The 24,682-nt window shown below is 63.4% G+C and carries 23 protein-coding genes; 1 reads left to right on the forward strand and 22 read right to left on the reverse strand.

Going from position 1 to position 24,682, the window contains the following annotated elements:
- Window positions 1-47 precede the first annotated feature (47 nt).
- The 12 genes from lpxC to VCK47_RS05035 form a co-directional block, all read right to left on the reverse strand.
- Window positions 48-965, reverse strand: a complete 918-nt coding sequence (gene lpxC, locus VCK47_RS04980; protein WP_322889611.1) for a UDP-3-O-acyl-N-acetylglucosamine deacetylase — start codon at window positions 963-965, stop codon at window positions 48-50.
- Between the two features lie 210 nt (window positions 966-1,175).
- A complete protein-coding gene (gene ftsZ, locus VCK47_RS04985) occupies window positions 1,176-2,744 on the reverse strand; it encodes a cell division protein FtsZ (RefSeq protein WP_322889612.1) in 1,569 nt (522 codons plus the stop codon).
- Window positions 2,745-2,921: 177 nt separating this feature from the next.
- Window positions 2,922-4,256: a cell division protein FtsA gene (ftsA, locus tag VCK47_RS04990; RefSeq protein WP_322889613.1), complete on the reverse strand. Its 1,335-nt coding sequence runs from the start codon at window positions 4,254-4,256 to the stop codon at window positions 2,922-2,924.
- Entirely contained in the window at window positions 4,256-5,149 is an 894-nt protein-coding gene (locus VCK47_RS04995; protein WP_322889614.1) for a cell division protein FtsQ/DivIB, read from the reverse strand. Before VCK47_RS04995 ends, ftsA begins: the two co-directional genes overlap by 1 nt.
- Complete coding sequence (locus VCK47_RS05000; protein WP_322890027.1) at window positions 5,137-6,015, reverse strand: D-alanine--D-alanine ligase; 879 nt, start codon at window positions 6,013-6,015, stop codon at window positions 5,137-5,139. The genes VCK47_RS04995 and VCK47_RS05000 overlap by 13 nt, the downstream gene beginning before the upstream one ends.
- 114 nt (window positions 6,016-6,129) lie before the next feature.
- Complete coding sequence (gene murB / locus VCK47_RS05005; protein ID WP_322889615.1) at window positions 6,130-7,056, reverse strand: UDP-N-acetylmuramate dehydrogenase; 927 nt, start codon at window positions 7,054-7,056, stop codon at window positions 6,130-6,132.
- 93 nt (window positions 7,057-7,149) lie between these two features.
- A complete protein-coding gene (locus VCK47_RS05010) occupies window positions 7,150-7,455 on the reverse strand; it encodes a hypothetical protein (protein WP_322889616.1) in 306 nt (101 codons plus the stop codon).
- A 66-nt stretch (window positions 7,456-7,521) separates the two neighbouring features.
- The gene (locus VCK47_RS05015) at window positions 7,522-7,809 is read right to left on the reverse strand and encodes a UDP-N-acetylmuramate--alanine ligase (RefSeq protein ID WP_322889617.1); all 288 of its coding nucleotides are present in this window, start codon (window positions 7,807-7,809) and stop codon (window positions 7,522-7,524) included.
- A complete protein-coding gene (locus VCK47_RS05020; protein ID WP_322889618.1) occupies window positions 7,809-8,051 on the reverse strand; it encodes a DUF2484 family protein in 243 nt (80 codons plus the stop codon). Before VCK47_RS05020 ends, VCK47_RS05015 begins: the two co-directional genes overlap by 1 nt.
- 21 nt (window positions 8,052-8,072) lie before the next feature.
- A complete protein-coding gene (murC, locus tag VCK47_RS05025) occupies window positions 8,073-9,470 on the reverse strand; it encodes a UDP-N-acetylmuramate--L-alanine ligase (RefSeq protein WP_322890028.1) in 1,398 nt (465 codons plus the stop codon).
- Window positions 9,471-9,487: 17 nt separating this feature from the next.
- Entirely contained in the window at window positions 9,488-10,585 is a 1,098-nt protein-coding gene (locus VCK47_RS05030; RefSeq protein WP_322889619.1) for a UDP-N-acetylglucosamine--N-acetylmuramyl-(pentapeptide) pyrophosphoryl-undecaprenol N-acetylglucosamine transferase, read from the reverse strand.
- Window positions 10,582-11,751 carry a putative peptidoglycan glycosyltransferase FtsW gene (locus VCK47_RS05035; RefSeq protein WP_322889620.1) on the reverse strand — a complete coding sequence of 390 codons (1,170 nt, stop codon included), beginning with the start codon at window positions 11,749-11,751 and terminating at the stop codon, window positions 10,582-10,584. Before VCK47_RS05035 ends, VCK47_RS05030 begins: the two co-directional genes overlap by 4 nt.
- A 129-nt stretch (window positions 11,752-11,880) precedes the next feature.
- Between VCK47_RS05035 and VCK47_RS05040 the strand changes: the two genes are divergently transcribed.
- On the forward strand, window positions 11,881-13,059 hold the full coding sequence (locus VCK47_RS05040; RefSeq protein ID WP_322890029.1) for an NAD(P)/FAD-dependent oxidoreductase: 1,179 nt from the start codon (window positions 11,881-11,883) through the stop codon (window positions 13,057-13,059).
- Window positions 13,060-13,077: 18 nt separating this feature from the next.
- On the opposite strand, the gene VCK47_RS05045 is transcribed toward VCK47_RS05040, so the two are convergent.
- From VCK47_RS05045 to VCK47_RS05090, 10 genes are all read right to left on the reverse strand, one after another.
- Window positions 13,078-14,517: a methyl-accepting chemotaxis protein gene (locus tag VCK47_RS05045; protein ID WP_322889621.1), complete on the reverse strand. Its 1,440-nt coding sequence runs from the start codon at window positions 14,515-14,517 to the stop codon at window positions 13,078-13,080.
- Window positions 14,518-14,594: 77 nt separating this feature from the next.
- Entirely contained in the window at window positions 14,595-16,007 is a 1,413-nt protein-coding gene (gene murD, locus VCK47_RS05050; RefSeq protein WP_322889622.1) for a UDP-N-acetylmuramoyl-L-alanine--D-glutamate ligase, read from the reverse strand.
- Window positions 16,008-16,176: 169 nt separating this feature from the next.
- Window positions 16,177-16,602, reverse strand: coding sequence for a hypothetical protein (locus VCK47_RS05055; RefSeq protein WP_322889623.1), 426 nt, complete (start codon window positions 16,600-16,602; stop codon window positions 16,177-16,179).
- 157 nt (window positions 16,603-16,759) lie between these two features.
- Complete coding sequence (gene mraY / locus VCK47_RS05060; RefSeq protein WP_322889624.1) at window positions 16,760-17,842, reverse strand: phospho-N-acetylmuramoyl-pentapeptide-transferase; 1,083 nt, start codon at window positions 17,840-17,842, stop codon at window positions 16,760-16,762.
- Between the two features lie 12 nt (window positions 17,843-17,854).
- Complete coding sequence (locus VCK47_RS05065; RefSeq protein WP_322889625.1) at window positions 17,855-19,285, reverse strand: UDP-N-acetylmuramoyl-tripeptide--D-alanyl-D-alanine ligase; 1,431 nt, start codon at window positions 19,283-19,285, stop codon at window positions 17,855-17,857.
- The gene (locus VCK47_RS05070) at window positions 19,282-20,760 is read right to left on the reverse strand and encodes a UDP-N-acetylmuramoyl-L-alanyl-D-glutamate--2,6-diaminopimelate ligase (protein WP_322889626.1); all 1,479 of its coding nucleotides are present in this window, start codon (window positions 20,758-20,760) and stop codon (window positions 19,282-19,284) included. Before VCK47_RS05070 ends, VCK47_RS05065 begins: the two co-directional genes overlap by 4 nt.
- A gap of 11 nt (window positions 20,761-20,771) precedes the next feature.
- The gene (locus VCK47_RS05075) at window positions 20,772-22,553 is read right to left on the reverse strand and encodes a penicillin-binding protein 2 (RefSeq protein WP_322889627.1); all 1,782 of its coding nucleotides are present in this window, start codon (window positions 22,551-22,553) and stop codon (window positions 20,772-20,774) included.
- Window positions 22,553-22,912 carry a cell division protein FtsL gene (gene ftsL / locus VCK47_RS05080; RefSeq protein WP_322889628.1) on the reverse strand — a complete coding sequence of 120 codons (360 nt, stop codon included), beginning with the start codon at window positions 22,910-22,912 and terminating at the stop codon, window positions 22,553-22,555. The genes VCK47_RS05075 and ftsL overlap by 1 nt, the downstream gene beginning before the upstream one ends.
- On the reverse strand, window positions 22,912-23,892 hold the full coding sequence (gene rsmH / locus VCK47_RS05085; RefSeq protein ID WP_322889629.1) for a 16S rRNA (cytosine(1402)-N(4))-methyltransferase RsmH: 981 nt from the start codon (window positions 23,890-23,892) through the stop codon (window positions 22,912-22,914). The genes ftsL and rsmH overlap by 1 nt, the downstream gene beginning before the upstream one ends.
- 7 nt (window positions 23,893-23,899) lie before the next feature.
- A complete protein-coding gene (locus tag VCK47_RS05090; RefSeq protein WP_322889630.1) occupies window positions 23,900-24,394 on the reverse strand; it encodes a cell division/cell wall cluster transcriptional repressor MraZ in 495 nt (164 codons plus the stop codon).
- Window positions 24,395-24,682 lie beyond the last annotated feature (288 nt).

Genomic DNA, 24,682 nt, shown 5'->3' on the forward strand with positions numbered 1-24,682 from the left:
CAAAATGCCTTTTGATCCCCGTGCGATCAACACGGCGACAACTGGTGTCAGGCAACCGCCACCAGATCGGCCTGACTGACACCCACACCGGGCAGACGGGCTGCAATATTGCTGTCGCAGCGTACAAAGCGCCAAGCGTCCGGCTGTGCAAACAAAGCGCGCAGCAGCATGTTCGTCATCGCATGCCCCGCACGCGACCCTGTATAGCGCCCCAGAATTGGCGCACCGGCCGTGTAAAGGTCGCCCAAGGCATCCAGCATCTTGTGGCGCACAGCCTCGTCCGGGTGGCGCAGGCCACCGGGGGTCAGGATCTTGTCGCCATCGACCACCACCGCGTTGTCGATGGTTCCGCCAAGGGCAAGGCCCTGCGCGCGCATCGCCTCTACGTCGGACGACCGGCAGAATGTGCGGCTGTCGCACAATTCACGCACAAAAGCGCCATTGGCCATGTTCAGCGTCTTGTGCTGGCGACCGATTGCCGCGTCAGCGAAATCAATCTCGAAATCGATCTGCAAGGTCGTCGCCGGGCTGAGCGTTGCAGTCGCCGCACCTTGGGTCACGGAGATCTCGCGCAGAACCTCGATCGCTTGCAGAGGTGCGGCGTCGCTGTGCAATCCGGTTGCGACGATCCCGCGCACGAAGGCTGCGGCACTGCCATCAAGGATCGGCACTTCGGCAGCATCGACATCGACCAGCGCGTTGTGCACGCCACACCCAGCCAAAGCGGCCATCAAATGTTCGATCGTGGACACGGATACGCCATCCGCATTCGCCAACCGCGTGTTCAGTGGCGAGACAATGACATTCTGCCACAACGCGGGGATCACCGGGCTGCCTGCCAGATCGACACGCCGGAACGCGATACCGGCCCCTGCCGGTGCAGGACGCAGCACAACGCGCGCAGGCACGCCGGTGTGCAGGCCGACACCTTCAAAGACGATGGGGGATTTTACGGTATTCTGCACCTGAGAGAGCCATCTTCGCCGTTCATGATTATCACCAATCTAGGTAGTGTGCAGGTGCAGCATGCTCAATTCACTCTTTGCGACGGACTGAAACATCGTGATTCACTGGCGTGTTTCCGCCTCAACCCCCTGATAAAAAACAAAAAGGCCGCATCGCTGCGGCCTTTTTTTCCGTATGTAACCGCCATGTAACAGCGGCGGATCGCGTGATCAGTTGGCCTGACGGCGCAAGAAAGCGGGGATTTCGATTCGATCCTGATCGCCTTCGGCCTCTTGCTCGGGACGCAGCGCGGTGACTTGCGGCTGCGTGCGCGAAGGCTGCGGCGCGGGGGCTTCGGCCTGCGCACCGGTCATGCGATTGATCAGCGAATTGATCCCGAAACGCTGCTTTTCCGGCTCTGGCGCACGGGCGGCGGGGCGCTGCTGTTCGGCAGGCTTCGGCGCGCGGTTGACGGCGGCCTGCAAGCGGGCCAGCGCCTCTGGCGACGGGGTGCCGGGTGCGGGCGCGCGGGGTGCGACGAAGGTGTCGGCATCCGACAGCGTCGGTTCAGGGCGCGGCGTGTAGGCTGGTGGCGGCAGATCGTCTGCGGCGCGCGTCTGCGCAACGGGTGCTTCGCGGCGTGGCTCGAAGGCAGGGGCAGGTTCCTGCTCGAAATCCTCGAACAGGCTTGGTTCCTGCCGTGCGGGAGCAGCAGCAACGCGTTCGGCAGCAACAGGCGCAGGCGCCGGTGCTGGCGCTGCCGGGGCCTGATGGGCCTGCGGCAGTGGCGCGGACATCGACCGGCGCGGTGTCGCATCCTCGGCGCGCTTGGCCTTGGCGTCGATGCCGGTGGCGACGACGGACACGCGCATGCGCCCTTCCATGCTGGTGTCCAGCGTGGAACCGACGATGATATTCGCCTCGGGATCGACCTTTTCGCGGATCTTGTTGGCGGCTTCGTCCAGTTCGAACAGCGTCAGGTCATAGCCGCCGGTGATGTTGATCAACACGCCGCGCGCGCCTTCGAGGCTGATTTCGTCCAGAAGCGGGTTCGCGATGGCCTTTTCGGCGGCCTGAATGGCGCGGTTCTCGCCTTCGGCCTCGCCGGTGCCCATCATGGCCTTGCCCATCTCGTCCATCACGGCACGCACGTCCGCAAAGTCGAGGTTGATGAGGCCCGGACGGACCATCAGGTCGGTCACACCCTTGACGCCCTGATACAGCACGTCGTCCGCCAGCGCGAAGGCTTCGGTGAAGGTGGTGTTTTCATTGGCCAGACGGAACAGGTTCTGGTTGGGGATGATGATCAGCGTATCGACGACCTTTTGCAGGGCTTCGATGCCGTCATCGGCCTGACGCATGCGTTTGCCGCCTTCGAACTGGAAGGGTTTGGTCACAACGCCGACGGTCAGCACACCCAGTTCGCGCGCAGCCTGCGCGATGATCGGGGCAGCCCCCGTCCCGGTGCCGCCGCCCATACCGGCGGTGATGAAACACATGTGCGCGCCGGCCAGATGGTCGACGATCTGTTCGATGCTTTCCTCGGCAGCGGCCGCACCCACGCTGGCACGCGCACCGGCACCCAGACCTTCGGTCACTTTCAGACCCATCTGGATTTTCGAGGTCGCCCGCGATTGCGCCAGCGCCTGCGCGTCCGTGTTGGCCACAACGAATTCAACCCCGTCGAGTTGCTTCTCGATCATGTTGTTGACTGCGTTGCCACCAGCGCCGCCGACGCCGAAAACGGTGATGCGCGGCTTCAGTTCGTCGTGCCCGGGAAGGGAAAGGTTCAGTGTCATAACTCTGTCCGCCTGTTTTTGTTTTAGCCCGTCCCACCGGGCGACTGCTGCCAATTAACCCCTAGCATAGCCTTCTGGTGCCGAAAGGTCACGGAAAAAACACAAAATGGCTACCAAATCTTGACGGATATTTCATCTTTTCCGCTCGATATCGACCGATCGGCAAGATGTTGCGCATCACCAGTTGTCCCTGAACCATTTGACGGCCCGTTTCAGCGACCGTGCCGGATAGCGGTCGGCGGGAATTTCGAAATCCCACCATTCGTCCTGCGGGTTGGCTGCAAACAGCGACAGCCCGACAGCCCCCGAAAACGCGGGGCCGATCGCGGCCTGCGGCAGGCCCTGCACCCGCAAGGGGCGGCCCAGACGCACCTGCTGGCCCAAAATCTTGCTGGCCAGCCCGTCAAGACCGGGGATCTGGCTGCCGCCACCTGTCAGCACGATCTGCTGGCTGGGCAAATGCTCGAACCCGGCCGCATCCAGACGGGCGCGCACCTCTTCGAGGATCTCCTCGACACGCGGGCGCATGATGCCGATCAGCTCGGCGCGGCTGACGGTGCGGCGGTCGCGTTCCCAATCGCCGGTGTCGCCGCCGATCTCGATCATCTCGCGGTCGTCCATGCCGGTGGCGACGACACCGCCATAGAAGGTTTTGATCCGTTCGGCGGTGGCGGCGGGAATCTGCAACCCCATCGAGATGTCAGAGGTGACGTTGTCGCCCCCCATGCGCACGGAATCCGCATAGATCATGTGCTTTTTCATAAAGACCGAAATGCCGGTGGATCCGCCCCCCAGATCGACACAGGCAGCACCCAGTTCCTGTTCATCCTCGACCAGCGTGGACATGCCCGACACATAAGCCGAAGACGCTAGCCCCGCGAGTTCGAGATCACAGCGCTTGATGCAGTAAAAGATGTTCTGGATCGCGGCCGCATCGACTGTCAGCATATGCATGTCGGTTGTCAGCCGGTTGCCCATCTGCCCGCGCGGATCGGCAAGGCCGGAACGGTTGTCGAGCGCGAAGTTGACGGGCTGGGCATGCAGCACTTCGCGGTCAGACCCGTAGTCGGGCACATCGCAATTGGCCATGACCTGGCTGATATCCTGTTCGGTGACGGTGCCGCCCGATACGTCCAGTTCACCGGCAAGGCCGTAGGACCGCGGGCGCGCGCCGGACAGGCAGGCGATGACGTGATCGACGCGGACATTGGCCATTTTCTGCGCGGCCTGCACCGCCGTGCGGATCGCGCGTTCGGTTTCCTGCATCGCATCGACTTCGCCGTAGCGGACACCGCGCGAGCGCGTCGTTGCAGCCCCGATCACGCGGAACTGCGATTGCCCCGCCATCGACCCCACACCATCGACGCTGCGGAACCGCTCTGGCCCGTCGAAGCGCAGCACAAGGCAGGCGATCTTGGAGGTGCCGACATCCAGCACCGCCACCACGCCCCGCTGCATCGCGGCCTTCCGCATCTGCCGCATCGCCCGTTGACTGTCGTAGAGATCGCCCATCAGTTGCCCGCCCCGGTTGTTGTTGTATTCACGCGGCGCAATGCGGCCGCGGCATCTTCGTTCATCCGCAAGGTCGGCCGTTCGGCATTGCGCATATCCACAATCGTCACGTCCCGTTCCAGCATGTCCTGCGCGAGGTTCAGCGCGATCACACGGTCGAACGCCGCCACCGCCCCGTCGCCGGGCAACAGGATGCGCTGGTCCCGGTCGAGCACGATATCCCAGCGCCTCTCGCCCATACGGACCAGCCCGCGCACGCGGTCGCGCAAAGGACCAGCACCTGCATAAAGATCGAGCGCTTCCTGAATATGCTGTTCAGCCCCGTCGCCTGCGATCAACGGCAGGTCAGGCCGGTCGCCGCGTGACGCCACGGTGCCCGATTGCACGCTTTCGGCGTCGATCAGCCGCAACACCGGCCCGTCGCGCCACAAAGCGACGGGTTCGCGCGGGGTCACATCGACCTGCAACGTCCCACCCGGCCCGACCCGGACACTGGCAGTTCGCACGGCATCAAGAGCCTCGATCTCGGCACGGATCGCTAGCAGGTCCAGATCGAACGACGACAGCGGGAAGGTCTTGGGCAAAAGCTCCATCACCGCCGCACGGACGGCATCATCGCCACCCGTGACATCCATGGATTGCACCATGAATTGCGGGCGTTCCTGAAAACTGCGGATTGTCTCGGCGATCTTTGTGTCCAGCATGGTGCGGTTCTCGGGTTTGGAAAACCACGACCCTGCAATCACCGCGATAAGCAGGATCGGCACGCCGATACGCACAGTCGCGCGGAACCCCGGCGTCAGCATCAGCCGCTGATAGCGATAGCCCCATTTCGACGGGGCCGGATCATGCGGCATATCGGCGATGGCGCGGCGGCGGATCAGCGATCGCATGAGGCATCCTCCACCAGCCAGCGGCAGAGTTCGGGAAAGCTGATCCCGACCTTGGCCGCCTGTTCGGGCGCAAGTGAGGTGGGCGTCATGCCGGGCTGGGTGTTAGTTTCCAGCAGGATCAACCCGTCAAGGCCACGGCTTTCGTCCCAGCGGAAATCGGTCCGGCTGATCCCGCGACAACCTAGCGCCTGATGCGCGCGCAGCGCGTAATCCATGCAGGCATCGAAAATTTCCGTGGGAATCTCTGCCGGCACCACATGACGCGACCCGCCGGGGGCGTATTTGGCATGATAATCATACCAGCCATCGGTGATGATATCGGTGACGGTGAGCGCACGGTCGCCCATGACGGTCGTCGTCAATTCGCGCCCCGGGGCATAGGTTTCCACCATCACCCGCGCGGGCATGTCGTCCGACAGCTGCGGCGGGCCGTTCGCGGCCTCCTGCACGATATAGATACCGACGCTGGAGCCTTCGTTATAAGGCTTCACCACATAGGGCGGCGGCATGACATGGCGCGCGCGCACGTCGTCGGCATCGGCCAGAATGCTGTGCATGACCGGCAGACCGACCGCGCGGTAGATATCCTTGGTGCGTTCTTTATCCAGCGTCAGCGCCGAGGCCAGAATGCCCGAATGGGTGTAAGGAATGCGCAACCACTCTAGCAGACCTTGCACGGCGCCATCCTCGCCCCAACGACCATGCAGCGCGTTGAACACGGCATCGGGGGCGATCTCGGTCAGACGCGTGGCAAGGTCGGGGCCGGCGTCGACCTCGATCACATCACATTCTGCTGCCCGCAAAGCCGCTGCACATTCGCGGCCAGAGCTGAGCGATACCTCGCGTTCAGCCGATGGACCGCCCATCAGAACAACAACTTTCGGGTTTGCCCTGCTCGACATACCCACCGCCTCTTTCGCGGGCCGTTTGCGGCCCGTCATTAGTTGTGCCCCTGTGCGGGGCGCCGGTCTTTGCGACCTTTAATCCGCGTGCCGCAAACCGACCCGCATAATTTCCCACTCTAGCGTGATCCCTTGGGAATCGTAAACCTTTTTCCGCACCAGCTCGCCCAGATCTTCCAGATCGGCGGCGGTTGCCCCGCCCGCATTGGTCAGAAAGTTGGGGTGCATCGTGTTCATCACCGCCCCGCCAAGGGTTGCACCCCGCATCCCGGCGGCATCGATCACGGCCCAGGCTTTCAATTCATGCGTATCATCGGCGCGCCCCGTGGATGAAAACCCCGCGGGATTTCGGAATGTCGACCCCGCCGTGCGGTCCTTGGTCGGCTGGGTCGCATCGCGTTTGGCCAGTTGGTCGTCCATCCGCGCGGCAAGGTCGTCGTGATCGCCCGCGGGCGGCGCAAAAGTCGCGCCCAGAATGATCGCGCCCTCGGGCAAAGTGCTTTGACGATAGGCCAGATTCAGGTCGGCGGCTGGCACATCCTGCACTGTGCCGTCGCGCAGAACGACCTGCACCGAAGTCAGCACATCGGCCACATAGGACCCATAGCAGCCCGCGTTCATCCGCACCGCCCCGCCGATGGTGCCGGGGATGGTGCGCAGGAAGGTCATGTCCAACGCCGCCTCTGCCGCGCGGCGGGCGACATGGGCGTCAAGTGCTGCCGCCCCTGCCGTGACGGTGCCGCCGTCGATGGCGATGCCGTTGAAACCCCGCCCCAAGCGCACCACGACACCCGGTATCCCGCCGTCGCGCACGATCAGGTTGCTGCCGACCCCCATCGGGAACACCGGCACGGACGGGTCGAGTGCGGCCAGAAACGCCGCCAGATCATCTGCATCGGCGGGCTGGAACAAAACCTCAGCGGGGCCGCCCACGCGCATCCATGTCAGATCGGCCAAGGCGCGCTGCGGGGTCAGGGTGCCACGGACGCTGGGTAAGTCACGCATGGGGCCGGTCTCCTTTTGCTGCCTACCGATCTGCCGTTGCTGGCCTGATAGGCGCAAACGGCCAGCCCTGTAAAGCCGACCGCTGGCTTGTCGTCAGGCCTGCTGCGCGTCAGGCGGGACAGCGTCTTTGCGCTGCCAGCCAACGATGCCGCCCAGCAGCACGCCCAGCCCAGCAGGAGCCACGATCAGCATCAGACCGGCAAGGTAGACCAGCCCGTCAAGACCGCGCGCAACCTCAAGGCCGACGAGCATTGCGACGGCCAGCCCGACAAGTGCAAGTGACAAACCGATGATCCCCCACCGCAGGCGCCGGCGTCCACACCAGAACGACAGCCAACCGGCAAGTGCGGCCACACAGGCGGGCAAGACGACAAAAAACATAAAGGCTTCGGCTTCCATGATTCGCTCCTGTAAATGAACTATGTTCATTTCTTAGCAAATACGTGAACGCCGTTCAATGTAATTCTACACCCGCCTGTCATCGCGGTTGCGCAGCAGCTTGCCGAGCAACGCGCCTGCCCCGCCGCCAATACCCGCAGGCACCAAGCCCAGCAGCAGGATCGCCATAGCCCGCACGGGGTCGATGCCGAAGGGCTTGGCTGTGGCATAAAGCAGGATCACCGCGACCGCGCCCAGAACCGACAGCACCGTCAGTACCAGCCCGAACCTGCCCGCCCGCGCCCAGCGCACCAGCACGAAGAACGGCACGAAAGCACAAACGCTCATACCCGCGATGATCTCGAGACCGTCCATCAGCGCGCCCGCCGGAGCCAGCGCCACAAGTAAATGACAGGCCAGCGCAGGACCAACCCACCGACAACCAGCCCCAGCGCGCCGACCATTGGACCCGCCTGCCACGTCACCCAAGCAAGCAATGGCAAGCCAATCGCGATCAGCACATAGGCGCGCCGCCAGTGATTGTCGGTCGATGGAAAAGCGGCCAGCACAAAGGCCAGCACAACCCAGAGGCTGATGGCGATCAGGCTTTGGGTCATGCGCGTGCCGTCATTGCGGGGTCAGCCCTGCAATCTTGCAGGCAGCCCGTTCGCCCAAGTGCTGATCGTGCCAGCGCCAAGACAGACGACCATATCGCCCGGTTTGGCCTGTTCGCGGACCAGCCGTTCCAGATCATCCTCGGAATTGACGATGCGGGCGTGGCGGTGGCCGTGGCGGATCAGGCCTGCGACCAGATCGGTGTGGCTCGCACCTGCAATCGGGTCCTCGCCTGCGGCATAAACTTCCGAGATGCCGACAACATCGGCGTCATTGAAGCAGGAACAGAAATCCTCGAAATGATGCGACAGGCGGCTGAAACGGTGCGGCTGATGCACGGCGATCACGCGGCCTGTGGTGGCCTGACGCGCGGCCTTGAGCACAGCAGCGATTTCCACCGGATGATGGCCGTAATCGTCGATGATGGTGACGCCGCCCACCTCGCCCACCTTGGTAAAGCGGCGATTGACCCCGCCAAAGCCCTTCAGCGCGGCGCGGATCTCGTCCTTTTTCATCCCCAGATGCCGCGCCACGGCGACAGCGGCCAAGGCATTGGACACATTGTGATCGCCGGGCATCGGCAGGCTGCAGCCTTCGATCACCTGATCCTCGGATTGCAGGGCAATGTCGAAATGCGCGACACCCGCCTTGTAGGTCAGGTTGATCGCGCGCACATCGGCCTGCGCGTTGAAACCGAAGGTCACGACGCGACGGTCGGTGATCTTGCCCACCAGCGCCTGCACCTCGGGGTGATCGGTGCAGCAGACAGCAAGACCGTAAAACGGGATGTTGGAGACGAAATCATAGAACCCTTTGCGCAGGTTCTCGATGCTGCCCCAATGTTCCATATGTTCGGGGTCGATATTGGTGACGATGGCAATCGTTGCGGGCAGGCGGTTGAAGGTGCCGTCGCTCTCGTCCGCCTCGACCACCATCCATTCGCCCTGCCCCATGCGGGCGTTGGACCCGTAAGCGTGGATGATCCCGCCGTTGATGACCGTGGGGTCGATGCCGCCTTCGTCCAGCAATGCCGCGACCATCGTGGTTGTCGTCGTCTTGCCATGCGTGCCTGCAACAGCGACGTTGGATTTCAGGCGCATCAGTTCGGCGAGCATTTCCGCGCGGCGCACTACCGGCAGTCCGTTCGCGCGCGCGGCGTCCAGTTCGGGATTGCCCGGTTTGATCGCGGAAGAAATCACGACCACCTCGGCCCCTGTCAGGTTCTCGGCGCGCTGGCCTTCAAAGATGACAGCCCCCAGAGCCTTGAGCCGGTCGGTGATCTTGGTTGCTTTCAGGTCGGACCCTTGGACGCGGTAGCCGTGGTTCAGCAGCACCTCGGCGATGCCGGACATGCCGATGCCGCCGATGCCGACGAAATGGATCGGGCCCACATCAAGGGGCAGTTTCGTTGCAGCATTCATCACCGGGGTTCCATCCATCATCTTTTGCGCGCCTCTGCCAGATTTTCAACCAATTGCACAAGCCGGTCCGTGGCGTCCGGCACGCTGCAGGCGACCGCCTTGGTCGCCATACCCGTGGCCATGGCGTCATCCGACAGCAGGTTCTGCAGCGCCATCGTCAGGTTGGATGCGTCGAACTGCGCCTCGGTCATCATCAATGCGGCCCCTGCCTCGACCAGTTGGCGGGCGTTGGCGGTCTGTTCGTCACGCACGGCCGCCGCGAAAGGCACCCAGATCGCGGGCCGCCCGATCACGCTGACATCGGCCACCGTGGACGCACCAGAGCGGGAAATCACAAGCTGCGCCTCGCTCATCCGCGCGGGGACATCGGCGAAAAAGGTCTGCACATCGGCGGAAATGCCCGCCTCGGCATAGAAGGTCGCGACGCGGTCCATATCCTCGGCACGGGCCTGATGGCTGACGCGGATATTGGCGCGCAAATGGTCCGGCAAGGCGGCGATGGCAGCAGGCACCACATCGGACATGATCCGCGCGCCTTGCGATCCGCCCAGCACCAAAAGCGCCATCGGGTAGTCCCCGGGCGGGATATAGGGCGCGCCCGCACGGTCCAGCACCGCCCTGCGGACCGGATTGCCTGTGTGGATGCCGGTCACGCCAGCTGGCAGGTCGGTCGGCCATGTACCGCAGGCGACCTGATCGACGCGCTTGGCAAAAATCTGGTTCACACGCCCCAAGACACCGTTCTGTTCATGGATCATGCGCGGCACACGCAAGGCCCAAGCGGCTGTCATCGCGGGGATCGCAGGATAGCCGCCGAAACCGACGACCACCGCAGGCCGGTCGCGCAGCATCCGCCATTTTGCGGCCGCGATGCCACCCGCGATGCGGAACGGCACGGCGAGTTTCTGCGCCAGCCCCCCACGGGCAAAGGTGGCGCTGCCGACGGTGCTGACCTCGACCGCCGCCGGAAAGCCGCCCGTGTAACGCGCGCCGCGCGCATCGGTGGACAGTTTCACGCGCCAGCCACGGGCCAGCATCGCCTCGGCCAAGGCTTGTGCAGGGAACATATGCCCGCCCGTGCCACCCGCGGCGATTATCAAAAGCGGCGCGGTCACCGGTTGGCCCTGCGCAGCAGGATATCGCCGATTTCGCCTTGCGGACGCGACCGCGTGAAGGCCAGCAGCATCCCGATCGCGATGCCCCCCGCGATCAACGACGATCCGCCATAAGACACAAACGGCAGCGTCATCCCCTTGGCCGGCAGCAGACGCACGGCCACGCCCATGTTGATCATCGCTTGCGCGCCAAAGATACAGGCAAGGCCGGTGCCTGCCAGCCGGATGAACGGGTCGCGTTCCTTCATCAGCCGCAAAAGCGAGCCCACAACGATGGTGGTATAAAGCGCGATGATGACCAGCACGCAGACCAACCCGTATTCCTCGGCAGCGACGGCGATGATGAAATCGGTATGCGCATCGGGCAGTGACCATTTCACCTGCCCCTCGCCCACGCCGACGCCGAAAAAGCCGCCTTCGCGGATCGCGTTGGTGGCAAAGCCAAGCTGTGTCGTCGGGTCGACATCCGGCGACAGGAACCCGTCGATCCGGCGCGCGAAATGTTCGGAATTGGAATAAAACAGGGTGCCGAGGAAAAACACGGCCACGGCCAGCCCGATCAGCAAGGTCATCGGCGCACCTGCGACGAAATACATCACACCCCAAGCAAACATAATCAGCGCCGCCTGCCCGAAATCAGGCTGGAAAGCGAGCAGCATGGCCACCGCCATCGTCAGGATAAACGAATAGAGCTTGCCCGGAGGGCCGCCCAACTGGGTCGAGGCGGCCAGCAACCAAGCCGTCATCACGATGAAGCCGGGCTTGAGGAACTCGGATGGCTGCACGGATGCGAACCCCAGCGAATACCACCGCGTCGCCCCCTTGCCAAAATCGGTGCCAAAGAAGGGCAAGAACAAAAGCGACACGAATGCCGCGAAGAACCCAAGGATCGCCAGCCTGCGCACCATCGTGGGCGACATCATCGACACGGCGATCATCACGACAATCGCGGCCCCGCCGAACACGGTCTGGCGGATGACGTAATGAAACGGCTCCAGCCCGTTTTTGGCAGCCAGCGGTGGCGATGCGGCAAAGCCCAGCAATAGCCCGATCCCGAACAGGACCATCACGCAGGACAGCGTCCATTTATCGATCGTGCGCCACCACCGTGGAAGAACAGGGTCGCCGGATTGCACCGGAACCGCACCATAGACCATTTCCGTCATGGATCACCGCCAATTTGCCTCAACCGCCCGTTTACCGGGTCTCGCAGTCAGCATAGACCGGCTTGGGCTGCGATTCCACAGGAAATCTGCACCTTGCGCCCGCCCACGATCCGCGCCACATCGCGGCTTATGAAAGTGCAGACACTGATCATCGGCGCAGGTGCCGCAGGCATGATGTGCGCGGCCCATGCCGGACCGGGCGTTCTGGTCGTCGACCATGCGCGCGCGGCGGGCGAGAAAATCCGCATTTCGGGCGGCGGGCGCTGCAATTTCACAAATCTGCATACAAGCGCCGCCAATTTCATCAGCCAGAACCGGCATTTCGCGAAATCGGCGCTGGGGCGCTATACGCAGTGGGATTTCATCGCCCTTGTCGATGCGCATGGTATCCCGTGGCATGAAAAGACGCTGGGGCAGTTGTTCTGCGACATCTCGGCCAAGGATATCATCGCCCTTTTGCGCACGGAAATGGCGCGCGCGGGCGCCGATCTCTGGCTTGAGACGCAGGTGGGCGAGATCGGGCATGACGGGACCGATTTCACTGTTCTGCTGACGCGGGATGGGCGCGATATCGCCGTAACAGCCCGCAATCTGGTGGTGGCCAGCGGCGGCAAGTCGATCCCCAAGATGGGGGCGACCGGCCTTGGCTATCAGATCGCGGACCATTTCGGCCTACCGGTGGTGACACCCCGCCCGGGCCTTGTGCCACTGACCTTTTCGGACGAGCGGTTCAAATCGCTGGCGGGCGTCGCGGCACCCGCGCGCGTCACGGCAGGTGGTACGGCCTTTGACGAAGCGCTGTTGTTCACCCATCGCGGGCTGTCGGGGCCAGCGGTGCTGCAAGCCTCGTCCCATTGGGAGGAAGGCGAACCGATCAGCATCAACCTGATCCCTGGCACGGACCTGATGGGCGCCTTGCAGGGGCATCGGCACAGCGATGCGCGCAAGGCGCTGACGACGATCCTGTCGCTGTATCTGCCGGGGCGGCTGGTCGATTACCTTGCCGAAGGCTTCGCCCTGACCGGAACCATGGCAGACCAAAGCGACGCACGGCTTGCCGCCATCTGCGCCACCCTGCAAGACTGGCTGGTGACACCGTCAGGGTCCGAAGGCTACCGGACCGCCGAGGTCACGCTGGGCGGCATCGACACATCGGCGCTGTCATCGCAGGCAATGGCGGCCAAGACCGTCCCCGGACTTTACTTCATCGGTGAATGTGTCGACGTGACCGGATGGCTGGGGGGCTACAACTTTCAATGGGCCTGGTCGTCGGGTTGGGCGGCAGGACAGGCCATCCGGCAAGGATAAGCCGGGGCGGGCCCCACCCTACGCTGCGCGCGACATTGGCTTACGTCCATGTGCCACATCCGTCAACACGAATTCATTGACAAGCTGCGTCAGCGCGCGCGCGGACTGCTGCATCGATGTGATCGCCGCCACCGTTTCTTCGGCCATCGCCGCGTTGTGTTGTGTCACCTGATCAAGCTGGGCAACACCGGTCGCAATCTCGCTGAGGCCGGTCGATTGTTCCTGAGACGAGCTGGCGACCTGCGACATCAGGACTGTGGCCCTGCCGACCTCGGTCACGATCCTGCCCAGCGCGTCGCCCGCCTGATCGGCCAAGTGGACGCCGTGGTCGACGAGTTCGGTGCTTTTCTGGATCAGGATTTTGATTTCCTTGGCGGAATCTGACGCCCGCTGCGCAAGATTGCGCACCTCTGACGCGACGACCGCAAAGCCCCGCCCTGCATCGCCGGCGCGCGCGGCTTCTACACCTGCGTTCAACGCCAGCAGGTTTGTCTGGAAGGCCATGTCATCAATCACGGTAACAATCTCGGCGATCTGGGCGGAAGCCTTGGCAATGTCGCGCATCATCTGGACGCTTTGCTGCACTACGTCGTTGCCGCGTTCGGCATTGTGCTGGGCCTGTGAAACAACCTGATCGGTTTCGCGCGTGGCCGCAGCCGATGACTTGACGGTCACGGTAATCTCCTCGACCGCCGCAGCCGTCTGTTCGAGGGTTGCGGCCTGCGTTTCGGTGCGGCGCGACAGATCCTCGGCCGCGACGGTCATTTCCTGTGCATGCTGGGTAATCCCTGCGCTGGTTGTCTGGATCTGTTCGAGTAGCCCGCGGAACGTTCCCATCAGCGCATTGAGCGATTGCCGGATGCCATCATATCGCGCTGGATAGTCGCTTGTGTCGGGGCTTGGGACAGGCCGTGACAGATCGCGCGCGGCCATCCGTCCCATCCCGTCCTGAATATGGCGGAACGCTGTGTTCTGTTCTTCCATCTGGGCGGAAAAATACGCCTTGATCACGAAATGCATGTCGAGGCCGAATACCCGCGTCAAAAGCGGCAAGGCCCTGTCCACCTGCGTGCGGCGACCGACACCGGTCAATCCCCGCGCCTTTTTCAGCAGAAGGTCCTGAATCTGCGACGTCGCGTGGCTATAGCCCGACAGATATAGGAGAAACGGCAGCTGGATTTTGAAATGCACCCGCCCCAGACGGTCCGCCGAGGTCAGATAGGCATCATCGAAGCGGGCCGCCAACAGCAATTCCCAATGCCGTTTCTGTTCATGCCGCGCATGGTCCATCATCGCCTGATCGGGGAAGAACCGCATGCTGTCAGCATCCGAGGTCGCGAAATTGTAGAAATGGTCCAGAACATGGTCCATCAGCGGCATCACCACGGCACCGGCGGCCCTGACGCTGTCGCGGTCAAGATCGAATTTTGCGAGCACCTGTTCGATTGTATCGGGCATACGGGCAACCTGCAATTATGGAAGGCGCACCCGATCTACAGGCCAACTCGTAAAGATTCCGTTGCCACTGGAGCGATTTAAGCGGAAGTCCCCGACATCGTTGCCGTCACGCAGACGATGAAATCCGCGCCGCGCTGTTCGAAATTGTCGTATTGATCGAACGACGCCGCCGCAGGCGCCAGCAGCACGACATCGCCCGGTTCGGCCTCGGATGCGGCAAGGGCCACGGCACGTGCCATCGTGGTGCAGACTTCGGCTGCAATGCCGGGCAGCTGGCGGGCAAAACCGGCAGCCTCCCGCCCGATGACATAGGCCTTGGCGACATGCGGCAGATGCGGCAGCAGCGCGTCAAGCCCGCCTTCTTTCTGCAAGCCACCGCAGATCCATCGGATGCGGGGAAAGGCTTGCAGCGCCTTGGCGGCACTGTCGACATTCGTGGCCTTGCTGTCGTTGACGAACCGCACGCCGTCCCGTTCCGCGACCAGTTGGCTGCGGTGCGGCAGGCCGGGGTAGGATTGCATCGCCGCCTCGATGGTGCGGGGGCCAAGCCCCAGCGTGCGGCAGACCGCATAGGCGGCACAGGCGTTCTGGTGGTTATGCGCGCCGGGCAACCCCGCGATGGGGCGCAGGTCGATGGACCCGACCTGCCGGCCATGCCGGTATTCCGACAAGAACCCCTTGCGCGCAAAGACAGACCATGCGGCTTCGGTCAGCTTTTGCCCCGATGAGATCAGCAGCACGCGGTCATCCCCTGCCCCTTCGGACAACTGGTTGGCCAGATACCGGCCTTCGTTTTCATCAACGCCGATCACGGCGCGGTCGGGCCCCCCTTCGGCGAAGAGCCGCCGTTTGGCTGCGAAATACCCGCCATGCCCTGCATGCCGGTCCAGATGATCCGCCGATAGATTGGTCAGCACGGCCACGTCAGGCGTCATCGCACGCGCCAGATCGGTCTGGTAGGAGGAGAGTTCCAGCACGACAACCTCGCCATCGCGCGCGGGGTCGATGTCAAGCACGCCGCGCCCGATATTGCCTGCAAGCTGCGCAGGCCGCCCGCTTTCGGCCAAGATGTGGTGGATCAGTGCCGATGTGGTCGATTTCCCGTTCGATCCGGTCACGGCCACGACGCGGGGGGTGGTCTCGAACCCGTCCCAGTCGTCGGTGGCGAAGGACTTAAAGAACAGCCCGATGTCGTTGTCTACCGGCACGCGTGCGGCCCAAGCAGCGGCAATGGCGGCGTGTGGTGCAGGATAAAGATGGGGTATGCCGGGACTGACGATCAGCGCCGTGACACCTGCGTAGGATGCGGGCTTGGTCAGGTCGCGCTGTTCCAACCCTGCCGCTTCGGCCGCCGCGCGGCCAGCAGGCCCATCATCCCAGACGACAACCTGAGCACCACCTGCCTGTAACGCCGCTGCCGCCGTCAGCCCTGACCGCCCGAGCCCGAGAACGGCGACGGTCTGGCCGGTATATCCCTGCACAGGAATCATGAACTGCCTCTTTCTATAGATCGCCACAAAGTGCATTTTGTGGCCTGCACACGCAAGGGAATGAAGCCGACATTATCGCCACAGACCGCAGGCTTACCGCAGCCAAGAGGCCCTGCGCGCACATGAAAAAAGCTATGGCAAAGCAGCGGTCTGGCGTCGCAGCTTTTGCCTAGCGCAGGATGGCGCGCTTCATTTCGGCAACTGCATCAGCTTGCCTTGGGGACAGTACGTCTCCCACCAGCGCCATCAAGATGTCCTGCAGCGCAGCCCATGATGCGCTGCCGTCAATCTTGTAAAGCCTGCGCGACAGCTTGGCGATGGCAGCCTCCGGGGTGCCGCATTGGGCGACAAGCCAGCGCCCCAACACTTGGATCTCTTCGGCTTCGGCTGGACTGCACCGCTTGCGCAACATCTTGTCCAATCGGCTGCGTTGTTCCGCCGTCGGCAGGTTATCCAGTTCGATAAATGCCTGAGCCAAGGCGCAGATGGCGATATTGGGATCATCGATGCCTTCGACAGGATGCGCCTTGGTTTGCCTGCGAAAGGCAAGCTTGCGTGGCGCATTGCGCGCGACGGTCACCGCATCGGCGGCCACATCCAAAGCCTGACGCGGATTGGACCGGACCCAAAACCAGATTGCACCCCCGACCGCTGTCAGGATTAAAATCACAATCGGCATTTTGAACCTCGTGCCCGCGCTACATTACACAATGCAGCAATACGTCGCACCTCGAGCAAATGCAACGCAGAGTTTAACGCACCTTCAGCGTCGCAAGCCCGATCATCGCAAGGATCAGCGCGATGATCCAGAACCGGATCACGATCTGTGGTTCGGACCAGCCTTGCTTTTCGTAATGGTGGTGGATCGGGGCCATCAGGAACACCCGTTTGCCGGTGCGTTTGAAATAGAGCACCTGAATGATGACCGACAAAGCCTCGACCACGAACAGGCCGCCGACGATGGCCAGCACGATCTCGTGCTTGGTGGCGACAGCGATGGCACCCAATGCGCCGCCCAAGGCGAGCGATCCGGTGTCGCCCATGAACACGGCAGCAGGTGGCGCATTATACCAGAGAAACCCGAGGCCCCCGCCGATCAGCCCCATCGTGAAGATCAGCAATTCGCCGGTGTCGGGAACGTAATGCACATCTAGATATTGTGTGAAATCGACGCGCCCCACGGCGTAGGCGATGACCCCGAAAGTGCCTGCCGCGATCATCACCGGCATGATCGCCAGCCCGTCCAGCCCGTCGGTCAGGTTCACCGCATTGGCAGAGCCCACGATCACGATGATTGCAAACGGCACGAACAGCAGGCCGAGGTTGATCAATGTGTCCTTGAAAATCGGCACAGCGAGCTGGTTGGTCAGATCGTCAGGGTGGTACTGCGCCGCCCAATAGGCCGCGATGCCCGCAATGGTGATGCCCAGCAAGATGCGCACCTTGCCCGACACGCCGGATGTGTTTTGCTTGGACACTTTGGCATAATCGTCGGCAAAACCGATGGCGGCAAAAGACAGGGTGACAAACAGGACCATCCAGACGAACGGGTTATCCAGCCGCGCCCACAACAGCGTGGACACCGTCAGCGCCCCCACGATCAGCAGACCGCCCATCGTGGGCGTGCCCGCCTTGACGAAATGCCCTTCGGGGCCGTCGCTGCGGATCGGCTGGCCCTTGCCCTGCTTGCGGCGCAGCACGTTGATCAGCGGCCGTCCGAAAATGAAGCCAAAGATCAGCGCCGTCAGAAAGGCTCCACCGGCACGGAAGGTGATGTAGCGGAACAGGTTGAAGACGTCGCCGCCATCCGAAAGTGCCGTCAGCCAGTAAAACATGATTTGGTCCTGTTATTCGTCACCGCGGCGATGCCCGAGTTTGCGGATCGCGTCAACGACCAGCGACACTTTGCTGCCTTTTGATCCCTTCACCAGCACCACATCGCCGGTATCCACCAGACGCGCGGCCTGCACGGCAAGTTCGGCCGCCGTGGCGGCCCATTGCCCGCGCTTGCCCTGCGGCAAAGCCTCCCACAGATGCCGCATCAGGGGGCCTGCGCAATGGATCAGGTCCAGCTGCTGCAAATGGGGGTTCTGCGCCATGGCGGCATGCATCGCGACCTCGTCCGTGCCAAGTTCGAGCATGTCGCCCAGAATGGCCACCCTGCGTCCCTTGACGATCCGCCCCACACCGTCGCGCGGCTGGCCTGCTGCGATCACCTCGAGCGAGGCGGCAAGCGATGTGGGATTGGCGTTGAACGCATCATCCATCAGGTCGAGCGTTTCGAATTCGTTGGCCGGATCAAGCTGGAGGATCTCGCGCGTGCCGCGCCCCGCAGGCGGCACCCAGAGCGCCAGATCAAGCGAGGCGGCAACAGGGTCCGCCCCAAGCGCTGCCACCACCGCCAGCACACCCACCGCGTTCAGCCCGAAATGCCGCCCCGGCACCGAGAGTTTGAACAGGTAATCATGCCCGGGGGATGTCGCACCGATCACCGTCACATCCTGCGATATCCGCAAATCGCTGATCCGCCATGCGCCTGCGGTTTCACCAAACAGCACGATCTGCGCGCCGATCTCGCGCGCGCGGTCTTGCAGGATCGCTGTGGTTTCAACATCGGCGTTCAGCACCGCGATGCCACCCGGTTCCAGCCCGTCGACGATGGTGGCCTTTTCAGCCGCGATCCCCGCAAGGCTTTCGAACGACGCCAGATGCGCCGCCGCCACGGTCGTGACCATCGCCACATGGGGTCGCGCCATGCGCGACAGGGGTGTGATCTCGCCCGGATTGCTCATCCCGATCTCGATCACGGCGAAATCGGCATCGGCGGGCATCCGCGCCAGCGTCAGCGGCACGCCCCAGTGGTTGTTGTAGGACGCCTCTGCCGCGTGGCATTTGCCTTGGCGGCTCAGCACGGTGCGCAGCATTTCCTTGGTCGAGGTCTTGCCCACCGATCCGGTAATCGCGGCGATGCGGGCCGTGCTGCGCGCGCGTGCGGCAATGCCCAGCGCCTCCAGCCCCGCCAGCACGTCAGGGACGACCAACAAGGGCGCATCGGGTGAGACACCGTCGGGGCGGTGGCTGACGAGGGCTGCCGCAGCCCCTTTTTCTAGCGCCATGGCGACGAAATCATGCCCGTCGCGCGCATCCTTTAGTGCCACGAACAGATCACCCGGCTGCAAGGTGCGGGTGTCGATCGACACGCCTGTGGCGGTCCAGTCACCGCTGGTGGCACCGCCCGTCGCGGCAGCCGCATCAGCGGCGGTCCAAAGCGCGGTCATATCCGCCCCTCCAAAGCCGCGACGGCGACGCTGGCCTGTTCCACATCGTCAAACGGCATCACCGTATCGCCGATGATCTGCCCGCTTTCATGGCCCTTGCCCGCGATCAGCAGCGCGTCACCCGGTTGCAGCATGTCGATGCCGCGCAGGATCGCCTCGGCGCGGTCGGCGACTTCGCTCAGGCTGTCGCACCCTTGCGCACCTGCCAGAACGGCCGCGCGGATGCTGGCGGGGTCCTCGGAGCGGGGGTTGTCGTCGGTCACGATCACCGAATCCGCGAATTTCGCTGCCGCCTCGCCCATCAGGGGGCGTTTCGCACGGTCGCGGTCGCCGCCTGCGCCGATGATCGCCACGATCCGGCCCATGACATGCGGGCGCAGCGCTTTCAGCGCGGTTTCCACGGCGTCCGGCGTATGGGCGTAATCGACGAACACCGCCGCCCCGTTCGCGCGTGTCGCGGCCAGTTCCATCCGGCCCCGCACGGTGCCAAGATGCGGCAAGGCCGCGAATACCTCGAGCGGATCAGCCCCTGCGGCGATTACCAATCCGGCCGCCAGCAGCACGTTTTCCGCCTGAAACCCGCCGATCAGCGCAAGGCGTGCATGGTGCGGACGCCCCTGCCATGTGAACAAAAGATCCTGCCCCGTCGCATCGAACCGCTGTCCGGTTAGACGCAGGCGGGCATCGTCGCTGCGCCCAACGCCGATCACCTCTTGCCCGCGCTGGGTGCAGAGTGCGGCGACGATAGGCCCCTTGGGATCGTCAAGGTTGACGACGGCCACGCCATCCTCGGCCAGAACGCGGGTGAAAAGGCCCATCTTGGCCGCGAAATAAGCCTCGAACGTGCCGTGATAATCCAGATGGTCCTGCGTGAAATTGGTAAAAGCCGCCGCTGCCAGCACCACGCCATCCAAGCGGCGCTGGTCCAGCCCGTGCGAGGAGGCTTCCATCGCGACATGGGTGACGCCCTGCGCCGTGGCCTCGGCCAGCACGCGGTGCAGCGTGATCGGTTCGGGGGTCGTGTGTTTCAGCGGATAGGCCCAGGCGCCTTCGACACCCGTGGTGCCAAGGTTCACGCCCGCCAGCCCCATCACTTCCCAGATCTGGCGGCAAAAGCTGGACACCGATGTCTTGCCGTTGGTCCCCGTCACGGCCACCACCGTCCCCGGATGCGCCCCGAACCAGAGCGAGGCCGTCTGCGCCAGCGTCTGGCGGGGGTCTTCGGCGACGATCAATGCGGCATCACTGGCTGCCAGCACATCGGCGGCGATCCGCGCGCCGGCGGCATCGGTCAGCACGGCGGCAGCGCCCATGCGCAAAGCATATTGGATGAACTCCGCGCCATGCACCTTTGCCCCCGGCAAGGCGGCGAAAAGACTGCCCTTGGTCACATCGCGGCTGTCTACGGCCAGTGATGTGATGGTCGCATCGCGCCCCTGCGCTGCCGTCAATCCCAGCGCCGTCAGTGTCGTCATCACATGCCCCCTTAGTTCGAGGTGAGTGTTACACCGACAGGTTCGCCCATGTCCATCTGCGGGCGCAGGCCCAATAACGGCGCTGTCCGGCGGATGATCTCGGCGGCCACAGGCACGGCCGTCCAGCCAGCGGTGCGGCGCGGTTCGGTCCCCGAGGTTTCGACCGGTTCATCCAGCGTCGTGATCAGCACATATTGCGGATCGCTGGCCGGAAATACGGCTGCGAAGGTCGAAATGACCTTGTCCGGATAATAGCCGCCACCCGCCGCACGCGGCTTGTCGGCGGTGCCGGTCTTGCCGCCGACCTCGTAGCCTGCGACATCGCCCATAGAGGCGGTGCCTTCGGTCACGGTGTCGCGCAGCATGCTGACCATCGACCGGCTGACCGCCTCGCTGATGACGCGGGGGCCGGGCTGGGGGTTGGGGTTGGGCAAAAGCGTGGGCTGCACCGCGGTGCCGCCGTTGACCATCGCCGCATAGGCCGCCGCCAGATGCAAAGGCGAAGACGACAGGCCGTGGCCATAGGAAATCGTCATCGTCGAGATTTCCGACCAGTTGCGCGGCAACAACGGCGCGCCGGTCGGGGCTTCGATCATTTCGACAGATGTCGCCCGCAGCAGCCCAAGCTGGCCTAGGAAATCACGTTGCCTTTCTGCGCCGATCTGGATCGCGATCCGCGCCGTCCCGACGTTCGAGGATTTCACGATCACGTTGGTGACGCTGTTCTGCGGCCCGTAATTTCGAAAATCGCGGATGCGGAAACGCCCCCACGTCAGCGGGCTGGTCGTATCGATCATGGTATTGGCGTTGACAAGGCCCAGTTCCATCGCCTGCGCGATGGTGAAAAGCTTGAACACCGACCCCAGCTCGTACACTCCCTGCACCGCGCGGTTGAACAGCGGGCTGTCCGACTGGTCGCCGGTGGTGGCGACCTGCGGGCGGCTGTTGGGGTCGAAATCGGGCAAGGACGCCATGGCGATGATCTCGCCGGAATGGATATCCATCAGGACGGCTGTGGCCCCTTTGGCGTTCATCAGCGCCATGCCCCCTGCCAGCACCTGTTCGGTGGCGGCCTGGACGGACAGGTCGATCGACAGTTGCAGCGGCGCACCTTCATTGGCGGGGTCGCGCAGGAAGGTGTCGAACTGCCGTTCCACGCCGGCCACACCGATCACCTCGGCGCTGGACACACCTTCGCGGCCATAGCGGGCACCGCCCAGAATATGCGCGGCCAGCGATCCATTGGGGTAAAGGCGCATCTCGCGCGGGCCGAACAGCAGACCGGGGCTGCCGATGTCATGCACGGCCTGCATCTGTTCGGGGCTCATCTGGCGGCGCAACCACAAAAAGCGCCGTTCACCAGTGAAATCGGCCAGCAACCTGTCGGCATCCATTTCCGGAAAGATCGCGGCAAGCTGCGTCGCCGTGCGCGCAGGATCGACCATCTGGCGCGGATGCGCATAAAGCGAGAATGTATCAAGGTTCGTCGCCAAGAGCCGCCCGTTGCGGTCCACGATATCGGCGCGCTGGCCGATGATCGGGTTGCCTTCGGCGGCGGCGCGCGGTTCTTCGGGGACCGAGGACGCCAGAGTGCCCATCCGCCCACCGATCACGATGAAAGCGCAAAAGAACATCAGCCCCAGCAAAAGCAACCGCCCTTCGGCGCGACTGCGCGCCTTGTCCTGTTCGGCAGCATGGCGGCGGGCGCGGTTTTCGGCCTCGATCACATCGGGGTTTTCGCCCTTTTCGCGGGCCTTGAGGATACGGGCCAGAGGCCGCAGCGGCGTGCGCATCACAAAGGGTCCTCTTCCAGAGCGAGCGTGTCGCTCGACAATTCGATCGGGTCGGTGATCGGCAGGATCGGCGGGATCGGATAGATGATCTGGCCCACCTGCCCGAAGGCTTCTGGCCGCAGCGGCAAAAGGCCTAGCCGGTCAAAATTCAGATCCGCCAGATCCGCCAGCCTGTCGGGCCGGTTCAGATAGGCCCATTCTGCACGCAGCATCTGCAAGCGGTCGTGGGCCGCGCCGATTTCACTGTAAAGCCCGCGCACTTCGCGCACGGCGGTCTGGGTGGTATAGTTTTCCTGATAGGCCCAGAAGGCCAGCCCGATCACGGCAAGTGCTGCGAAAACATACAGAAAACCCCGCATCAGCGGCCTCCCTTCTTACGCATCATCGGCATGCCCAGATCGGCCGGATCAAGGCTTTGCGCCGGAGCCTCGGTGCGGATCGCGACCCGCAGTTTGGCCGACCGCGACCGTGGATTTTCGGCCAGTTCCTGATCGTCCGGCCCGATGGCCTTGCGCTTTTCAATGCGAAAGGCGGGCGTGATCTGGGTGGTTTCGGGCGCATAGCGGTTGGCGTTGGCATTGTTGCCTGATCGCGCCTGCAGGAACCGTTTGACCATCCGGTCCTCGACGGAATGAAAGGTCACGACGGCCAGTTGCCCGCCCGGCTTGAGCGCGCGTTCGGCGGCCATCAAGCCTTCGGCCAGTTCGCCGTATTCGTTGTTCACCGCAATGCGCAGCGCCTGAAAAGTGCGGGTGGCGGGGTGCGACTGGTTCGGCTTGGCGCGTGGCAAGCAACTTTCAACGATCTTGGCCAGTTGGCCTGTCGTCGTCAGCGGACGGCCTGCGACAATCGCCTTGGCGATGCGGCGGGACGCGCGTTCTTCGCCGTAAAGATAAATGATATCGGCCAGTTCGGCCTCGTCTGCGGTGTTACAAAGATCAGCCGCCGACACGCCCGACTGCGACATCCGCATATCAAGCGGCCCGTCGCGCATGAACGAAAAGCCGCGTTCGGCAAGATCAAGCTGCATGGAGCTGACCCCAAGGTCCAGCACAACGCCGTCAAGGTCCTGCGCATAGGTATCAAGCTGCGAAAACACGCCTTCCTGCATCACGATCCGGTCGCCGTAATCACCGACCCATCCTGCCGCCATCTGGAATGCCAGCGGGTCACGGTCCACGGCGATCACCTTGTCCGCACCTGCCGCCAGCAGCGCACGGGTATAGCCGCCGTTGCCAAAGGTGCCATCCAGCCAGACGCCCGTCACAGGGCTGACCGCCCCGATCAAGGGCCGGATCAGGACGGGAATGTGCGGGGTTTGATCTGCGGCAGCGGACATGGCGGGCCTACCCGTCCAGCAGGATCAGCGGATCATAGCCATCGGGCTTGTCCGCCAGATAGGCTGTCATCGCGTCGGAGACGTCACTGTCGTATTGCTCGGCTTTCCAGATCTCGAAATGGTCGCCAAGGCCGCTGAAGGTCAGCTCGCCATCGGTGATCCCGAGTTTCTGACGCTGTTTGATCGGCATGACGGTGCGCCCGTCCTTGTCCACGTCCAGACGGATCGACTGGCCAATAATCAGGCGCGACAGGATCTGCTTGCGTTCCGACCCGCGCGGGAGCGCGTTGATCTGGGCGACAACCTTGTTGAATTCAGCAACGGTATAGCCGTGCAACTGGTTCTTCAGATGCTCGCCATACAAAAGATACATGCGCGGTGTGCGGTCGGGGGTCCATTCGGGATCACCGGTTTCAAGCACGCGACGAAAATCAGCCGGGATCGACATGCGCCCCTTGCTGTCCACCTTTTGGGTGTGTTCGCCGGTAAAACTCAGATCCACTGCCCTCTGCCTTCACTGTCCGCCGGACCGGGGCCCGGATATGAAAACGGCGGATTGTGCTGCTGCCACTGCACAATCCGCCGCCCTCGTCCCATTTCTGGGAAAGTCCGACTGCGCGTGCCACCTGGGGGGATGTCTGCTCGCTCACGCGCCGGATCGTTTTTGGAGTGATGCCGAAGCCTGTATGAAACCTGCTTTTGCCGGTCGGGGTTCTTGATTTGCCCCTTTGAAGTCGTGTCCGTCATCACCGTGCTACACTTGTGCCATCGCGCGATGCCGTGATCAACA

The sequence above is a fragment of the Yoonia sp. 72 genome (assembly GCF_034652275.1).
Classification (GTDB): Bacteria; Pseudomonadota; Alphaproteobacteria; order Rhodobacterales; family Rhodobacteraceae; genus Yoonia.

Excerpts from the sequence above, each read along its gene's own strand:
- ftsZ (WP_322889612.1), bottom strand. The coding sequence starts at position 2,744 with ATGACACTGAACCTTTCCCTTCCCGGGCACGACGAACTGAAGCCGCGC.
- ftsA (WP_322889613.1), bottom strand. The coding sequence starts at position 4,256 with ATGGGCGATCTCTACGACAGTCAACGGGCGATGCGGCAGATGCGGAAG.
- VCK47_RS04995 (WP_322889614.1), bottom strand. The coding sequence starts at position 5,149 with ATGCGATCGCTGATCCGCCGCCGCGCCATCGCCGATATGCCGCATGAT.
- VCK47_RS05000 (WP_322890027.1), bottom strand. The coding sequence starts at position 6,015 with ATGGGCGGTCCATCGGCTGAACGCGAGGTATCGCTCAGCTCTGGCCGC.
- murB (WP_322889615.1), bottom strand. The coding sequence starts at position 7,056 with ATGCGTGACTTACCCAGCGTCCGTGGCACCCTGACCCCGCAGCGCGCC.
- VCK47_RS05010 (WP_322889616.1), bottom strand. The coding sequence starts at position 7,455 with ATGGAAGCCGAAGCCTTTATGTTTTTTGTCGTCTTGCCCGCCTGTGTG.
- VCK47_RS05015 (WP_322889617.1), bottom strand. The coding sequence starts at position 7,809 with ATGGACGGTCTCGAGATCATCGCGGGTATGAGCGTTTGTGCTTTCGTG.
- VCK47_RS05020 (WP_322889618.1), bottom strand. The coding sequence starts at position 8,051 with ATGACCCAAAGCCTGATCGCCATCAGCCTCTGGGTTGTGCTGGCCTTT.
- murC (WP_322890028.1), bottom strand. The coding sequence starts at position 9,470 with ATGAATGCTGCAACGAAACTGCCCCTTGATGTGGGCCCGATCCATTTC.
- VCK47_RS05035 (WP_322889620.1), bottom strand. The coding sequence starts at position 11,751 with ATGACGGAAATGGTCTATGGTGCGGTTCCGGTGCAATCCGGCGACCCT.
- VCK47_RS05040 (WP_322890029.1), top strand. The coding sequence starts at position 11,881 with ATGAAAGTGCAGACACTGATCATCGGCGCAGGTGCCGCAGGCATGATG.
- VCK47_RS05045 (WP_322889621.1), bottom strand. The coding sequence starts at position 14,517 with ATGCCCGATACAATCGAACAGGTGCTCGCAAAATTCGATCTTGACCGC.
- murD (WP_322889622.1), bottom strand. The coding sequence starts at position 16,007 with ATGATTCCTGTGCAGGGATATACCGGCCAGACCGTCGCCGTTCTCGGG.
- mraY (WP_322889624.1), bottom strand. The coding sequence starts at position 17,842 with ATGTTTTACTGGCTGACGGCACTTTCGGATGGCGGCGACGTCTTCAAC.
- VCK47_RS05065 (WP_322889625.1), bottom strand. The coding sequence starts at position 19,285 with ATGACCGCGCTTTGGACCGCCGCTGATGCGGCTGCCGCGACGGGCGGT.
- VCK47_RS05070 (WP_322889626.1), bottom strand. The coding sequence starts at position 20,760 with ATGACGACACTGACGGCGCTGGGATTGACGGCAGCGCAGGGGCGCGAT.
- VCK47_RS05075 (WP_322889627.1), bottom strand. The coding sequence starts at position 22,553 with ATGCGCACGCCGCTGCGGCCTCTGGCCCGTATCCTCAAGGCCCGCGAA.
- ftsL (WP_322889628.1), bottom strand. The coding sequence starts at position 22,912 with ATGCGGGGTTTTCTGTATGTTTTCGCAGCACTTGCCGTGATCGGGCTG.
- rsmH (WP_322889629.1), bottom strand. The coding sequence starts at position 23,892 with ATGTCCGCTGCCGCAGATCAAACCCCGCACATTCCCGTCCTGATCCGG.